The sequence below is a fragment of the Enterococcus sp. S22(2020) genome (assembly GCF_020295385.1).
Classification (GTDB): domain Bacteria; phylum Bacillota; class Bacilli; order Lactobacillales; family Enterococcaceae; genus Enterococcus_L; species Enterococcus_L dunnyi.
This window is the reverse complement of sequence record NZ_JACFUD010000004.1, coordinates 268,891-285,646: the sequence shown is the minus strand read 5'-3', so window position 1 is coordinate 285,646 and position 16,756 is coordinate 268,891. Positions and strand designations below refer to the sequence as shown.

Genomic DNA, 16,756 nt, shown 5'->3' with positions numbered 1-16,756 from the left:
AAAAGAAAACAAAAATAAATTTTCAGAAAAAAATTATAGATCTAAAGACTTCAACTTCAAGCCTAAAATAACCGAACAAGGAACCAAGGTCACAACATTTGTCAGTAATACTGCTAAATCCCATTTCAATGCTCCATACACAACCCATGAAGAAACACCTATGAAAAATAGAATGTACGTAATCAATGAAATTCCTTCGGTATTCTTTGTCTTTATCGTTTGAATTGCTTGCGGAATAAACGATATACTCGTGCAGATTCCTGCGATCATACCTAACAGCGTGATCATTTCTTCTCTAACTCTTCAACTTTTTGCTTCAATTCATAAAAGCTCTTATTCATTTCCAACAATTCATTTGCCAGATCTCTTAACACAACGGTCGTCATCAACTGATCCTCAGCATGGATAAAAAGTAACGTTAGTTCACTTGTTTTATACTTTGCTTCTTTTGTGATCACAGTGAAATGCTCCTTTTCTCCAGCCTGTAAAGCTTCATTTGCTTCATTGATCAATGTTTCAGCTTCGGCAAACTGACCGTTTCTAGAACAAGACATGCTTTCCATCAATTTTGACTTCGCTGTTCCAACTGTACTGATAATATTAAATGCGACTAATTCTAATCCATCCATTCCACTCACTTCTTTCTATTCATAATTCATCGTGATCACTTCATAGCCATCAATTTTTGGCACCGTGAAGATCACTTTGTCTTCTACTATTTCAAAAGATAAAGTCTGATCTGATTTTACTTGATTCACTTGTTTGATGATCAGATTATCTAGATTTGTTTTATTTCGAATTACACATAGATCCAATTCGATTTGTTGGTTATATAGCGGGATTTTATCTTCGATCGTATCTAAGGTCAGCGCCCGACGTTCTGGAATATAATGCAGCAAATTCAAAATCAATCTTTTTTGTGATTCTTGATGATTCAAAATCACATCAGCTGATGTTGGTAAATCACTAGTGATCATTTTTTTACTATTCAATAAATGATCGATCCCAGCTAAAATCAATTCTTTATACGCTTTTACTCCTTGAGTTTTATACATTTCAAATAACGGAAATGTGTAGTACATCGCTTGGTCATTCACTGTCACAACAGGATTCCCCGTTTTTTCTCCAACAGGGGCCTGAAAATGAGAATAGTAATGCTGATACTTTCGTTCTATTAAAGGTGCCACTTCTTCTCCTTTAATAGCAGCGTCGATCGACTGAACGATCGTTCCTTGACCGTGCATAACAAGTTCACCTTGAGGCAATTTAGAAAATAGATCTGAATCAAAATAGCCATACATCGGTGCTGTTTCATGTTCTCCTGTAAAAATAAGTCCCAAGCTTTGAGTAAATCGTTCTCCTTTGATCAATCCGCTATGATAGCTTGCTAAAATTTTTCCGCCTTGTTCAACATATCCCTCGATCATTTCAGCTAAATCCTGTGTTAAAACAAGCTTGTCCGGTAAGATCAACAGATCATATCCAGTCCAATCCATCCACTGATCCACAATGTCAAATTGATAATGGGCTTCATTCAGCATATTGACTGCTCCAGCCAAAGACAAGTCCACTTTCTCCTTGCTGGCAGCAACAATTCCAGGATGTAGGATAGCTATTTCAGTGATTGCCTGACTATTTAAAGAGTAGCTCTCCAATTCTTTGACTTGATTGTAAACAGTTCCGATCAACGTGTAGGTTGCTTCTTGTAATGTGCCATCTGGATACATCTGATCCCCAATAGAGCACTTTGCACCATGAGCAAGAGCCAAAAATGTTTCATATTCTAACGCGGCTTGATTCTTATAGCTGCCAAAGTCAGCCCAAACTTTATGAAACTTCCCGGTCATCCCTAAATATTCTTTCCCCAAATTTTTAGCATAGCGGACAACCGTTGGAAAATGCTGATAGCCCCACTCTCCACTAGGTAATGACTCAATCTCTAAATGACTGTACTGCTCAAGATTGGGACGAATACTCGGTAAAATATTTCCCTCATTAAAAAAGATCGGACAATCAGGAGCTGAATTTCTGATCGTGCGGTGAATTTCTTTCTTTAAATACTGTTCAGTTTCTTTCGCAAAAGCTAGACGATCGGATTCACTTTCCGGATCATAGCCTTGAGCCGACATTTTTTTGATACAGTCATTACAACAGCAATCATCCTGCCAAACAATATCAAAGAATAACCCATCTAATTTTTCACCAAAATGCTCTATCGTATCTCTGATTTGCTCTTTTAAATAGTCGAGGTATGGTGTATTAAAACATAGCGTTTTCCAACCTGGTTTTAACTGTCCATATTCTTCAAAACCATACATACGCCCATCAGGTTTTCTTTCCAGCCATTCAGGATGATGATCTGCAGCGTACGCATCCCATCCTACACTTAAATAAATAGGGGCATTGATCCCGATCTCATGACAAGCATCGACTTGTTCCATCAAAAAATCCTTTTTCATTTGAGGGTGTTGTGCTGGAAGCTTCGTTTGATAATAAATATGCCCATGATGACATCTCCCCGTCAACGTAACGGAATTTACTTCTGCTTTTAATAACGTCTGCTGAAATTGCTTTTTATCAAAATTCTTTCCTAGTTCAAAAGGCAAGACAGGTGTATGAAAATCTAAATGAATTTGCCGTGAAGCTAACTTACTCATTTTGACCTGCCTCCCTAAACTGAAATTTTGACCACGGCTTGATATAAGATAGTAAAAAGAGTTCTTCGGGAACGATTTTAGCCACAACGTTTTTCTCTCCACCATGATTTGGCATTGCCTGTTTTACAATATTTAGTTCTCCTTTATACTGTCCAAACGAATTATTACCGATCGTAATATCTCCTTTGATTACATTTTCCTTCAAATTATTTCTTGGAATATCTGCTGTTTGATACTCAAGCTTTACAAAAGTTGAACGGATACTGTAACTATTGATATCGCCACGATTAAAATGCTGATGATTTAAAACAACTTCTTTTTCTAATTCCGTTGTTCCTTCAGCGAAAATCACATCAAATTGTACTTGATTCGTTAACAGCTGACTCAAAGCTTTTAGTTCTGCTTCTGAAGCAAACGCATTCGCTACGATGACATCATCGATCAAGCCTGTTGCGATCAAATGTTTTGCCTGCAGCGTAATCGCCAGATCACGATGCGATTCAAGTGTGCATAAGCCATCCGTATACGGATGCGGTCCGTGTTTTGCCTCATGAGAATTAACAAAGGCCGCCGTTCTCAAGCCTAAAGCTTTATATTTTTCAGAACATTTGATGAAGTAATCATAATCTAACCCTGTAAAACGCTGCGGATAAAAATTGTGGCAGCCGATGATCCTTTTTTTATTTGGCTGATAAGAAAGAACATTTTCTAAATAGTAAGTATCATTACTGATATTGATTTCTAGATCCAAGTCCGTCTGATCGAACGTGATCAATGATTCTACCAAACCATCAAACGTTGAATCCAAGCGAATGCCGGTTGCTCCCATTTCCTTGAAGAAAGAAAGATCATGATAACTAATATTCAACTGATCGAATACCGCTGGATTTAAATCTAAAATCACTTCCATTTGCTGGCTTCGTGCATGCTGTATCGCTTTTTTCAATGATTGGAGGACCATTTCTTCCTGTCCTTTTTCAATCATCAAAAGGTTGGTAAATACACGACCAAAACCATATTTTGCTGCCAAGTCGATATAGGCAAGTGTCTCTTCCTGTTTTTCTTTATATGGATAAATTGAAATTCCTAACATGATCATTCCCGCTTTCTTTACTATGCTTGTACGGCTGCTGTTTCCTTACTTGCCGCTTCATCTTGAGCTTTTGCTTCGATTTCTTTTTCCATCATGCTTTTATCAAAGGCTTTAAAGAATGGCAAATAAATGAATCCTGCAACTACGATATTGACGATTGCTAAAACGGCTGCTCGCCAATCCAGGCCTGTCGCCATCATTGCGCCGATCGGTGCCGGCAACGTCCAAGGAGCAATCGCTATTGGATAATTCACTAGATGAAAAACGCCCATCGCTAAATAAGTGATGATTCCCATAACAACTGGTGCTGCAATAAAAGGAATGGCAAAGAAGGGATTCATCACGATCGGCACACCGAAGATCAATGGTTCATTGATGTTGAAAATTCCAGGAACTAACGTGAATTTACCCATTTTTTTACAAAACTCAGATTTCCCGAAAAAGGCCATCAAAAAGGCTAACGATAACGTTGCTCCTGCTCCGCCGATCCAGATAAACCACTGGAAGAACTGCTCTGTCATAAAATGCGGAACCGCGGTACCAGCTGCTGCTGCATTGATATTGGCATTCAAATTTTCATACCAGAAAGGATACAAGATCGGCGTCGCAATGATCATTCCATGGATCCCGAAGATCCAAACGATCGTGATCAACAAAATCGGTACGATCACAGAAAGAACATTGTCTCCTGCAAAGTAACGAATCGGTGAAAAGACCCACTGAAGCGCACTATTGATATCAAAATTCAAGCCGACTTTGATCACCCAAGCAGTGACGATCACGATCGCACCTGGAATCAATGCTGCAAAAGAGTTGATCACAGATGTGGGTACACCATGAGGCATTTTGATGACCATGTTTCTTTTCACACAAAAACGTACGACCTCTACGGTAAATATCGAAATAATAATTGCTGTAAATAATCCCCCTGCGCCAAAATTTCCCATCGGCAATACCGTTCCACTGATTGTCAAACCAGCTTTTTCAGCTACGTCAGCATCGATCGTGCCCGGTGTGATCGCCGCAATCAAAAAGGCTAGAACAGCTAAAACACTAGTAGAAACTTTATCCAGCTTGTAATCTTCACACAAACTAGATGCAATCCCGATACACACATAGACAGACATGAAATCCATCGTAAAGACCATTGGGATCTTTAGCTGCTCTGCAAATGGGGCAATAAACTCTTTCCAAGCATCGATCGGTAAATTCAGCATAATGATAAAAACTGATCCGATGATCGTAACAGGAATGATTACGCTCATCCCATTTCTGACTGCTGTTAAATACCGATTATTTGCAATATTCCCCATCACTTCAACAACTTTGTTAAAGTTGAACTTACTTGCTTTTGTATTCATTTTGTTCTCCCTTCTTTTTTGAACCGTTTCAATTTTAGTGTAGGAAAATAAAAGATCTTGCTTCTTTTATTTTCCTACAGATTCTTTTACTAAACGATATAAATCCGGAATCCCCATTGGTGTATATAGAACGCCTTCAATTGGGATCAATGGGATTCCTTTCGCGTCTGCTTCCTTTTGTAGGTGAGCTTTTCTGAAACTGACTTGAGGTGCTAAAAGCAGCGCATCCCAGTCTTCCTGCTGCATTTTAAGTCCAACTGCTTCTGTTCCTGTTGCCTCCATGTAAAAATCCTCATCACCATTTTTCTTGGCTTCTGCTACTAAATTTTCTGCTAAGATCGAAGAACTCATCCCGCCGCCGCATGCTAATAATACTTTCATAAAATTTCCTCCCTATTATTTTTGAACCGTTTCAATTTTACGATGTAATTATAATATGCAAACGCTTAATTTTCAAGTCCTTTTTTTATTTTTTTTGTTGAGTCACGCCAAAGAAGGCTTGTAGGAAGCTCTATAACTGCATTTTGAGTACGATCAGAATCTTTTATTTTTTGAATAAGTAAAGCGCCGATCGTTTCACCGATTTGTTGAACAGGTTGCTCAATTACTGTTAATTTTGGCTGTAAAATATCGCTCAGTTCAAAATGATCAAATCCCACAACAGAAACATCTTCTGGAATAATCAATTGCTGCTCATAAATTGCTTGTACAGCTCCAAGCGTCATATAGTAATTCGTGCTGTATAAAGCAGTGATCTCACCTTCAGCCAATAGCTCTCCAGCTTTTACATAACCAGATTCTTTTTTATAATCACCGATTTTGACAAGTGAAGAATCATATAATTCCAATTTTTTCATTGCATCTACATAGCCATTCAAACGTTCTCTACCAATAAAACGATCTTGGCTTCCTGCTATGATACCAATTTTCTTGTGACCTAACTTAGCCAATTTCTCAACTACAGTGTAAGAAGCGTGATAATTATCCACCAAAACTGTGTCTGTTTGAAAATCAGCGATCGGTGCATCTACTGCGATGATCGGCGTTCCTTCATTTTTAAATTTGTCCAATACAGCTAGCTTTTCTTCCAGATGAAAAATGACCACACCATCAACCGAACGGGAACGTAAAAATTCTAATTTTTTCTCTAACTTCTGTAGATCATTTTGGTAGTCACAAAGAATCAGACTATAATTATTTTCTTCTAAATAAGATTCCAGATAGGTAACGATCGACGTTGCAAATACGTCTGTCAGCGTATTGATGACCACACCAATAGAAAGGCTCTTATTATTTTTAAGTCCTTTGGCAATAATATTTTCTTCATAACCAAGCTTTTCGATTGCCACACGAATATTATCCATATTCGTCTTTTTTAGCTGGTGTCCATTTAAATACCTAGAAACTGTGCCTAAAGAAACACCCGCTTCTTTTGCGACTTCTCTGATCGTTGCCACGTTATCCCATTCCTCCTCTTTACAACTTACTATCTACATACTAACGAAGGTTCAAAATTATTTCAATCATAAATAGCGTATTGTTAGATATTTTTATTCATTTACAGCTTAGAGAGCGGCTCACTCAAAAAAACATTTACTGTGTTCAATAGATTCCATTTTCATCAGCAGGAAGCCTTAACATTTTTTATCATTGACAAAAATAGACCTAAGTCAAAATCAAACTTTTGACTCAGGTCCTCGTTGAAGCAACAGTAAAGCTGGATCAACAACTTATTTTACTTCCTCAACTTCTGCCATATCTTCAATATATTTGTATACTTGTTGCCCTGCGATTCCGCCTTCACCAACAGCAGTGGTGATTTGACGTAAAGTTTTCTCACGAACATCTCCGATTGCGTAAACCCCCGGCATACTTGTCTTCATATCTTGATCTGTTTCTATCCAGCCTTCCGCATTCGTAAGACCAGCTTTTTTGAATGGTTCAGTCAATGGGTCAAGTCCAACATAAATGAACACACCGTCCGCGTCGATCGATTTTACTTCATCAGTAACGACATTTCTCAATTGTCCGCCAGTTACGACCATATCATTGCCGGTAATTTCTTCTAAAACGGTATTCCACTCAAATGAAATTTTTTCGTTGGCAAATGCGCGGTCTTGAATGATTTTTTGAGCACGTAGTTCGTCACGACGATGAACAATAACCACTTCTGAAGCAAACTGTGTTAAATAAATTGCTTCTTCTACAGCTGAATCTCCGCCGCCGATCACCAATAATTTTTTATTGCGGAAAAAAGCACCATCACAGACAGCACAGTATGAAACACCGCGCCCAGCAAATTCTTCTTCGCCTTTCACACCTAATTTACGGTGCTCACAGCCCGTCGCAATAATGACTGTTTTTGCTTGATAGGTTTTATCATCACAGATCACTTCTTTATAAGTTCCCTGATCTTTGATATCCATCACGATTCCATAAGCATTTTCTGTACCGAATTTTTCTACATTCTCATACATTTTATAGGCTAGTTCAGGTCCCATAATAGAATCAAAGCCTGGATAGTTTTCTACCTCTGCCGTATTATTCATTTGTCCACCTGGTGCTCCACGTTCAATCATCAATACAGAAAGATTAGAACGAGACGCATATAAAGCAGCAGTCATCCCCGCAGGACCTGCGCCGATTACGATCACATCATACATAAGTCTTTCAACCTCCGAATTTTCAAGTACATTTACTTTACTACTTAGATAGACGATTGTCTATCTTTCTGCCCAGATCAAAATATAAGTAAAACTTCTTCTGATCAACATCTCCCATTATATCATTATTTTTCTAGAAAAACGCAGCTTTTTTATGCTCAGAAAATTTTTAGTTGCTAAAAAATAGAAAGAAAAGCAGCTGATTTTTAGCCTGCCTTTCTTTCTATACATCACGACATCTTTATTAAATGATGACCCAAACATTGGACGTTCCTGGTTGTTCTCCTTTTGTCCAGTGTTTCGCCTGATACGTTTTTCCTTTGAAGGTCACTTTCGCTCCGCCATCATATCCTTTTTTTGCGTTCCATTCTACAGCTTGGTCTGAAAGAAGCAGCCAAACATCAGACTCATCTGGTCGAGTTCCTCTTGTCCACCATTTCGCTTCATACTCCAATCCTTCATAGAATACACGATCTCCAGTGTCATAGGTTTTGTCTATTTCCCAAGTTGTCTCATTTTCTGAAGGTTCTCCTGGCTTATCTTCTAATGTTTTGACTGTTATAGGCTTCGATGCTACCGAGCGATTGCCAGCCGCATCCACTGCTACAATCGAAAAATCATAGGACGTATTTGCTGCTAAATTGGTGACAGTTTGACTGGTTGTTCTGCTTTCTGAAATTTTACTCCCATTGCGATAAATTTCATATCTATCAACACCAATATTATCTGTTGCAGTGTCCCAAGATAGTTTCACTGAATTTTTTGTCACTTCTGATGCTTTCACTCCTGTTACTTGAGAAGGAGCTTGTGTATCAGGATTTCCTTTGTCTAGATGTTTCTCAACAAGCTCGTAGTTGGATCCTGTCAGCTTCGTTGCACTATTACTTGTGCTGCTGCCTGTTGTATGAACACCAAGCAGGTCAAAATTCTCATTAAAAACAGGTCCTCCTGAATTTCCGCCAACAGTATCTGTATCATAATGAAAACGCAAGCTCGACTGTGAAAGGATCTTTCCTCTTCCTTCCCACAACTCGCCTTTCTTATCTCCACCGTACCCCGGCAAAACACTTGTACTCCCTATTGAAACAGTTGGAACATTGTTTACAGGAACAACTGGAACCACATCACCAATAGTTTGATTTTCACTATTTGGTTTTACAGTGATCACGGCGATATCGTTCTCTCTCTTACGACTTGCTGCATATATTGGGTGAATTTCAGCAGATTCAACATCAAAAGAACCATATGGTTTGATTTTTCCATTCCTTGCCGGTGTTACATAAGACTTACTGATAACTTCACTTGATGTCAAGTCCTCTGCTACATGCGCCGCTGTTAAAATCTTGTTTTTCCCGATAACAGTACCGCTCCCTGTAGAATTACCTACTCTAACGTATACAATACTTGAATAAGGCGTTTGTGTCGTATCGTTGATTTTTACCCTGTCATCCGTTCCAATTATTTTTCTTGAACTTGGCTGATTTTCTTCTGCATGACTAACTGTTGTTAAACTAGTTGTCGATAAAATCATTCCGCATAGCAATAACATAGATAGTTTTTTCAATTTCATGTGTATCTCCTCCTAAGGATTGTTATGCCCTTCAGTTTAAAGGAAATCATGAGCCCTAATGACTCAAAGTTCGCACAAAAAAAGAAAAAAATGAGCATAAGAAAGCTTTACACTGCGAAGTTTATATTTGATTTTAAAGCGACATCACCAATTATTCACTTTGAAATCCTCTTCATTTATAGCATTCTCCGTGAAAACTCAAAAAAAATAGGCTCATTTAAATTCAACTCACCTAGCTTATAATTTGTGTAGCCATACACAAAGTTCATTTTTTTCCAAAACTTAAACCTATTTTTCTTACTGCCAATTATTTTTTACGTTCCTTCAAAATCAAGCTCTCATCATGTAATCAAAAAATTCTAAATATATCCAAATATGCTTATTTAAATAATTAGCTCGCAGTAGACAAAAAAGTGGAACAAAACTATACTTTCGTTTTGTTCCACTTTAGTAAACAAGGAAATAAAATTACTTTTTTTCAAATACTTCCTTATCCTTCACCATTTTGCAGTTGATACATATCTGCATACAATCCATTCTTTTCTAGTAACTTAGTATGATTCCCACGTTCTACAATTCGACCTTTATCTAAAACCAAAATGAGATCAGCATCCCGAATCGTCGACAAACGGTGAGCAATCGCGATCGTCGTTCTTCCTTGTCTCATATTAGCCAATCCTTCTTGGATCAAACCTTCAGTTTCTGTATCGATATTCGCCGTTGCTTCATCCAGTACAAGAATTTTCGGATCTGTAACCATCGTTCGCGCAAATGAAATCAATTGACGTTGGCCACTAGAATAACTTGCACCACGTTCAATCACTTTCGCATGATATTTCCCAGGCAACGTCTCAATAAATTTATCAGCTTGAACAAACGTTGCGGCATCCTTTATTTGTTCATCTGTAATATCAGGATTCAGCATCCGAATATTCCCAGCGATATCTCCGTAAAACATAAACGCATCCTGTAAAACCAAGCCCAATTTTTTACGCAATTCAGGCAATGGATACTCACGAATATCCCGATCATCGATCAAGATTTCACCTTCGTAAAATTCATAAAAGCGCATCAACACATTGATGATCGAACTTTTTCCACTACCAGTATGTCCGATCAAAGCTACTGTCTCTCCTGGGTAGGCAATAAAACTGATATGATCCAATACATTATTTTTCCCATCATAAGAAAAACTAACGTTTCGAAACTCGATCTTGCCCTCTGTGATCGTGGCATCAGCACTTGGGTTTTGCTGCGGTGTAACTTCCTGATTATCAAAGATTTTAAGAATCCGACTTCCCGCCACCATACCATCTGTAAAAACACTCAAAAAATCCATCATTTGCGTCATCGGATTAAAGAATGCCTGAACATAAGTCACAAAAGCATAAATCATCCCAACTTCTACTGGTGAATGCAGCGCATCATACCCAAATAAGGTCAAAGACAAAGCAATTGCCAGCGTATACAGAAAATTGATGATCGGTCCTAGTAACAATGAATTCGTGCGAATCATCGAAAAACGAGTTCGTAAGTATTCATCATTTGTTTCTTCAAACTCTTTTTCCAAACGTGTTTCTTGTCTAAACTGCTGAATGATCTGCATTCCTGAAATATATTCGTTTAATTTTGTATTCAGTTGACTCAATTTTTCCCGCATGCTTCGGTAAATTCTAGAACTAAATTTTTGATAATACCAAATAACGATCAATAAAATCGGTAAAAAGATCAAATTATATAAAGCAATTTTCCCATTGATCTGAAACATTGCGATAAACGAAGAAACGACTGCAAAAATGCCCGTCAAAACCATCAAAAAGACATACCAAAATTCAAACAACGTTTCTGTGTCATTTGTCACACGGGAAACGATCGACCCCGCCGGTGTTTGGTCAAAGTAGCGCATCCCCAGGGTCTGAAGCTTTTCAAACAACTTCACTCGAATATATTGATAGGTTTTTAAGGACGCCATCGAATATAAAAACCATTGGAAAAACCAAATAATACTTTTCACGATGATCCCAAATAAATACAGTCCGGCAAAAAAGAAAATCACTTGATTCGTCGCTGTTTTGGGTGTTAAATAATCATCCATGAACAATTGAATGATTCTGGGCAAAATAATATTGATGACAGCAAGAACCAGTGCAAAGAAAATAGCTGATAAAAAGGTTCGGCGAAAAGGCTTAGCAAATTTAAGCAGCCGTTTTACGATCGTCACTTGTTCTTTTAGCGGTATCGATTTTGTCCATTCTGATTCATATTTTTCTTCCATTAGACGTCACTCCCTTCGATTTTAGCTTCCAGTTGCTGTTTGTCCCACATCCGTTTGTACCAGCCTGCTAAATGTAATAGCTCTTGATGCGTTCCCCGTTCAATGATCTTTCCTTCATCTAAGACGATGATTTCCTTCGCATGCATCACACTACTTAATCGGTGAGCTGCAATGATCGTTGTTTTTTCTTTACGTGCTTCTTTTAAATTAGACAAAATCGCTTCTTCCGTTTTCGCATCCACAGCAGATAAAGCATCATCAAGAATCAGTAATTCAGGATCGACAATCAATGCTCTAGCAATCGAGATCCGTTGTTTTTGTCCACCAGATAATGACACACCACGTTCCCCAACTAAGGTATCATATCCTTTTGGAAACGCTTTGATCTCATTATTGATAAACGCCATTTCTGCTGCTAGTTCTACTTGCTCTTCAGTAAAATCAGGGTTAGCAAAACGAATATTTTCCCGAATCGTCATTGAAAATAGAAAATGATCTTGCGGCACATAACCAATGGAATGCATCAAAGCATCCAATGAATAATCTTTGATGTTGCGTCCGCCAAAGGACACATGGCCTTGGTAATTATCATATTCTCGCATCAATAATTTTAAGATCGTTGTCTTACCTGCTCCTGTTTTCCCAACGATCCCTAAAGTTTCCCCTTCATTTAAGACAAACTTGATTTGCTCTAACGTTGTTTCTTTATCCTTTGGATACTTAAATTCCGCAACTTCGATCGACAATTCTCCTTTAGCCGGTGTCTGAATCGCATCTTTTTGCTCGACAAAATGGGATTTGGCATGAAGCAATTCATTGACACGATCATAACTTGCATTTCCACGCTCCAATACATTGAACAAACGTCCGATCGCAAACATTGGCCAAATCAGCATACCGATATAACTAATAAAAGAGATCAATTGACCGATCGTAATTGTACCATCCATGATAAAGCGTCCGCCAATGATGATCGTCAGCACATATGAAATGCCAATAATCAGTGTGATGAACGGATCGAATAATGCATCTAAAAAGTTTACCCGTTTATTTTTGATGATCGCATCATCGATTTTTTCAGTAAAATCAGCAATGTCTTCCTTTTCTTGACCAAACGTTTTGATAACTTTCATTCCGGTGATGCTTTCCTGTGTTTTATCGTTGATCGTTGAAAAAGCGGCTTGTGAATCACGGAATGCATCGTGCAGTTTAGATCCTAGAATTCTCGAAGTCACTGCTAATAATGGCAATGGAATCAAGGCAATCAGCGTCAACCGCCAATCAACAAACAAAATCATCGCAATGATCGTGGCTCCTCCTGTGATCAATGAATCCGCAAAAGTTAAAATACCAGCACCCGCAACATTTTGAATTGCATTCAAATCATTCGTTGCATGCGCCATCAAGTCCCCCGTACGATAATTTTGATAAAAAACAGCATCCATTTTTGTAAAATGATGAAATAATTGCCGTCTTAAATTTTTCTCAAGTCGGGCAGCGCTTCCCCAAATATGCAAACGCCAAATATAACGAAAAATATATTGTGCTAAAGCCGCTGCTAATAATACACCTACCCAAAACAAAATCGACTGAATCGCTATATTTTTAGCAGCGATTTCATCAACAACGATCCCAATGACCTTCGGCGGAACTAGCTGTACAAGGGCAACCATGATCAATGAAAAAACCCCAATAACATAACTTTTCTTTTCCTGCCTAAAAAACCAACCTAATTTTTTAAATATAGACATGTACATTCTCCTCTTCTAAACTTGCTACTTACCACTCACATCATTTCTCTGTTGTTTTCCCATTATCTATACAACTCCTTTCATTTACTAAAAATAAGTGCAAAAAAACGGGCTAAAAAATCAGCCCGTTGTGCTCTTGAAATCTGAATAGCTTCAAAAGAACCTATTTGTCTCCCTGGTTCTTCATTTGCTGCATCATTTGACGTATCTTCTTCTCAGAAGGTTTTTGTCCCATTGACATCATCATCATTCGTAACATATCCTCATTAACGGGAGGATTCTTTTTGAAATAATCTTGCATATATTTGCGCGCAAGGAAAAATCCGCCTGCTGCACCTGCTAATAAAGCGATAATCGCGATTAACACTACTAAACCTGTTGACATATAAATCTCTCCTTTCTCATAGAAAAGTCAAACAAAAGTTTCTGCACTTTAAACCATTTACGCAGTCAATGCTCTTGTTAGACTCATTATCTCTAATTTTATTGAGGACTTTATCCTCTCTTTAATGAAATTGCTCTCAAGAAATCATTTTACTAGAAAGCAGGTGAAAAGAAAAGCTATTTTACTATATTATTCACAAGAAATTTATGAATAGCCTTTTCTCATATTTGTTGCAGATAAAAAGCCTGCAGCATTTTTATTTTTGTGCTTCTATTTTCTCTAATAAATCTGGATCGAATGTTTGCGATTTTAACATAGCAATCTCATAACCATAAGGTGCTTTGCTTGTTTTTTTATCTGCACCAACATAAGGCGTTTCTAAAATTTTCGGTAGTTCTGTCAATGTTTCATGATGAACGACTTTGTTCAATGCATCAAACCCGATCGTTCCAAAACCAATATTTGCATGACGATCTTTATGGGAACCCATCGGATTTTTAGAATCATTCACATGAACGACTTTCAAGCGGTCTAATCCGATGATCTTGTCAAATTCTTCCAAGACACCATCAAAATCTTCTTTTACATTATAACCAGCATCATTGATATGGCATGTATCCATCGTTACCGATAATTTTTCATTTAATGTAACGCCTTCGATGATCGTCGCTAATTCTTCAAACGTCCGTCCTAGCTCAGTCCCTTTACCAGCCATTGTTTCTAATGCGATCTGCGGAATTTGCTCTTTCCAAAGCACTTCATCCAAACCTTTGATGATTTGCTTTAGACCAGCATCGACACCAGCTCCAACGTGAGCTCCCGGATGCAAAGTAATTTGTGTGGCACCTAAAGCTTGTGCTCGTTCAATTTCCTGACGTAAAAATTCCGTCGCAAAACCAAAATTCTCTACTTTGATCGTATTACCTAAATTAATGATATATGGTGCATGAACAACGATATTGCTCAAATGATGCTCAGCCATAAATTTTTGACCGGTCTCAATATTCATCTCTTCGATCGGTTTACGGCGCGTATTTTGAGGCGCACCTGTATAGATCATAAAGGTTGTAGCATCATAACTAGCCGCTTCCTCAGCAGCTCCTAATAACATTTTTTTACCACTCATACTCACATGCGAACCTAATAACATAAAAATCCTCCTTAAAATAAAAGCGGAATGAGCCTGTTTAGTCTCGACTAGAAAATAGGAAAACATGACTGAGGTGCTTTTTGCCTCATTCAGGCTTTATCTTTTTCTCGAGAGACTGGCTCATGCAGCTAGATAACGATAAAAGTGGAACAAATCGCTTAGTCCTGTAGAAAATTAGGAAATTGGCATTGAAACGCTTTTTGTTTCACTGACAATTTATCTATTTTCCTAAGGATTGATTTGTGCAGCTGGATAACAATAAAAGCGAAACAAATCGCCTAATCCTGTAGAAAATTAGGAAATTGGCATTGAAACGCTTTTTGTTTCACTGACAATTTATCTATTTTCCTAAGGATTGATTTGTGCAGCTGGATAATATAAATGATCAACACTTTCTTACGAAAGTCTTGTACTGTTCATCATCAACTCAATTTCTTTCGCTGTGATTCTCAGCAAATAATCAACACTTTATTACAAATGTCTTGTACTGCCCTACATCAGCTCATCTCTTTCACAGTAAGACCATCCTCTAAAAGAGTACGTGAATCACTTAGAAAAGACAATCTTTTTGCTTCTTAATCTCTATCCTTTTTTGCTTTGTATAGGTTATAACTGGCAATCCATTCATCCATTGAGATTTTACTCACCAATTCTCCAATCAACGCATAAGGAATCGTCTTCGTGTTTGTAAATCGAATACAACTTTTTCCCATATTCAGTTTAGTAGGAACAACTTTTTTATACTCTTCTTGAAACCATTGCAGCAATTCTTTATTCCCCATGATCCCCATATGATAAAGAGCGAGGTGCTTTTTCTGTGCTCCAAGACTGATGAAAGGTAATGGTTCATCTTTACGATTCAAATATCCTTCAGGAAAAATACTCAGCGGCACCACATAAGTCGGCATACCATACTGCATCTGTAAGACAAACCCCTCTGGTATATTTTCAGCAATAGTTTGAGCCAACGCTTTATATGCTGCCTGCCATTTCTCCTCTATCTCTACAATATATTCTTCTATTTGCTCCATAAACGCTCTCCACTTTTTATTTTGACAAAGATTGACGATATAACTCTTTTGATTTAAACCCTTTTTCTAAAATATCGATCATCTCTGCTTTTCTCTTATCCTGTGTCGTTTGCTGTTTTGCACTAAAAATATATCTTGCCCAATCTCTTTTGTATCCTGGCGTCAAATTATCAAATAGTACTTTTGCTTTTGAATGTTTTTCTAGAAGTTTTTCTACTTGAGGGATAAACTGAACATAATCTTCCACCCTCGCACTAGTAGCCTTTTTATTAGGTGCTTTTCTTTCAGTATTTTTCAAACCAGTTACTGTAAACACTTCATCCAAACTGACCATCCGATTAAATTTCAATGTGCTTTTCCCTACGTACCCGTCACTATCGTCTACATCTAAGGCTGGAAAAATTTCATCCCGATGAACAAATGTTGGATACATTTTATTTCCTTTTTTTGGATAGGCAACAAAAAGGACGCCATCTTTATTCAACAATTCTTTTTCTATCGTTACGTGTACAATTTTTTTAAAGTCATCCATCGTCTTCACAAAAACAAACAAAAGATCTACAGGCTTAGTAGGAAAACCTAATTGTGCATCCTTTAATTCAGTCAGATAACTTTCATTGGGTCGATCGACGATTGCTTTTGTTGGATATGCCATTAATTTCAATTTTTCAGCGACCGATTTTGCCATGCTCTCACCCTTTTATTTCATTTGATCGTTATTGCTAGTGTAACATAAATGTGTAAAGCTTTTACAACTAAAAACAAACGATAACTGATTATTACGTGATATACTAAAAGAAACAAATTAGAAAGTAGGAAA

15 protein-coding genes are annotated in these 16,756 nt (G+C 37.7%); all 15 read right to left on the bottom strand.

Translation table 11 applies throughout. The features are described 5' to 3' along the window. Positions 1 to 33 precede the first annotated feature (33 nt). The gene (locus H3T55_RS09955; RefSeq protein ID WP_225534346.1) at positions 34 to 288 is read right to left on the bottom strand and encodes a SemiSWEET family sugar transporter; all 255 of its coding nucleotides are present in this window, start codon (positions 286 to 288) and stop codon (positions 34 to 36) included. After that, positions 285 to 629, bottom strand: coding sequence for a PTS lactose/cellobiose transporter subunit IIA (locus H3T55_RS09950; RefSeq protein WP_225534345.1), 345 nt, complete (start codon positions 627 to 629; stop codon positions 285 to 287). Before H3T55_RS09950 ends, H3T55_RS09955 begins: the two co-directional genes overlap by 4 nt. Before the next feature lie 15 nt (positions 630 to 644). Then, positions 645 to 2,657: an alpha-amylase family protein gene (locus H3T55_RS09945; RefSeq protein ID WP_225534344.1), complete on the bottom strand. Its 2,013-nt coding sequence runs from the start codon at positions 2,655 to 2,657 to the stop codon at positions 645 to 647. After that, positions 2,650 to 3,750, bottom strand: coding sequence for a DUF871 domain-containing protein (locus H3T55_RS09940; RefSeq protein WP_225534343.1), 1,101 nt, complete (start codon positions 3,748 to 3,750; stop codon positions 2,650 to 2,652). The genes H3T55_RS09945 and H3T55_RS09940 overlap by 8 nt, the downstream gene beginning before the upstream one ends. Positions 3,751 to 3,770: 20 nt before the next feature. Further along, on the bottom strand, positions 3,771 to 5,111 hold the full coding sequence (locus tag H3T55_RS09935; protein WP_225534342.1) for a PTS sugar transporter subunit IIC: 1,341 nt from the start codon (positions 5,109 to 5,111) through the stop codon (positions 3,771 to 3,773). Positions 5,112 to 5,177: 66 nt separating this feature from the next. Next, positions 5,178 to 5,492: a PTS sugar transporter subunit IIB gene (locus H3T55_RS09930; RefSeq protein ID WP_087641317.1), complete on the bottom strand. Its 315-nt coding sequence runs from the start codon at positions 5,490 to 5,492 to the stop codon at positions 5,178 to 5,180. Positions 5,493 to 5,557: 65 nt separating this feature from the next. Next, positions 5,558 to 6,568, bottom strand: coding sequence for a LacI family DNA-binding transcriptional regulator (locus H3T55_RS09925; protein ID WP_225534341.1), 1,011 nt, complete (start codon positions 6,566 to 6,568; stop codon positions 5,558 to 5,560). A 273-nt stretch (positions 6,569 to 6,841) separates the two neighbouring features. Then, positions 6,842 to 7,774 carry a thioredoxin-disulfide reductase gene (gene trxB / locus H3T55_RS09920; protein WP_087641315.1) on the bottom strand — a complete coding sequence of 311 codons (933 nt, stop codon included), beginning with the start codon at positions 7,772 to 7,774 and terminating at the stop codon, positions 6,842 to 6,844. Positions 7,775 to 8,018: 244 nt separating this feature from the next. After that, the gene (locus tag H3T55_RS09915) at positions 8,019 to 9,344 is read right to left on the bottom strand and encodes a carbohydrate-binding protein (RefSeq protein ID WP_225534340.1); all 1,326 of its coding nucleotides are present in this window, start codon (positions 9,342 to 9,344) and stop codon (positions 8,019 to 8,021) included. A 490-nt stretch (positions 9,345 to 9,834) separates the two neighbouring features. Then, entirely contained in the window at positions 9,835 to 11,619 is a 1,785-nt protein-coding gene (locus H3T55_RS09910) for an ABC transporter ATP-binding protein (RefSeq protein ID WP_225534339.1), read from the bottom strand. Next, on the bottom strand, positions 11,619 to 13,370 hold the full coding sequence (locus tag H3T55_RS09905; RefSeq protein WP_225534338.1) for an ABC transporter ATP-binding protein: 1,752 nt from the start codon (positions 13,368 to 13,370) through the stop codon (positions 11,619 to 11,621). The genes H3T55_RS09910 and H3T55_RS09905 overlap by 1 nt, the downstream gene beginning before the upstream one ends. Positions 13,371 to 13,533: 163 nt before the next feature. Continuing rightward, a complete protein-coding gene (locus H3T55_RS09900) occupies positions 13,534 to 13,755 on the bottom strand; it encodes a YneF family protein (RefSeq protein WP_010764461.1) in 222 nt (73 codons plus the stop codon). A gap of 256 nt (positions 13,756 to 14,011) precedes the next feature. Then, a complete protein-coding gene (locus H3T55_RS09895) occupies positions 14,012 to 14,905 on the bottom strand; it encodes a deoxyribonuclease IV (RefSeq protein WP_225534337.1) in 894 nt (297 codons plus the stop codon). Between the two features lie 575 nt (positions 14,906 to 15,480). Continuing rightward, the gene (locus H3T55_RS09890) at positions 15,481 to 15,936 is read right to left on the bottom strand and encodes a DUF1801 domain-containing protein (protein ID WP_225534336.1); all 456 of its coding nucleotides are present in this window, start codon (positions 15,934 to 15,936) and stop codon (positions 15,481 to 15,483) included. 16 nt (positions 15,937 to 15,952) lie between these two features. Then, a complete protein-coding gene (locus H3T55_RS09885; protein WP_225534335.1) occupies positions 15,953 to 16,624 on the bottom strand; it encodes a YdeI/OmpD-associated family protein in 672 nt (223 codons plus the stop codon). Positions 16,625 to 16,756 lie beyond the last annotated feature (132 nt).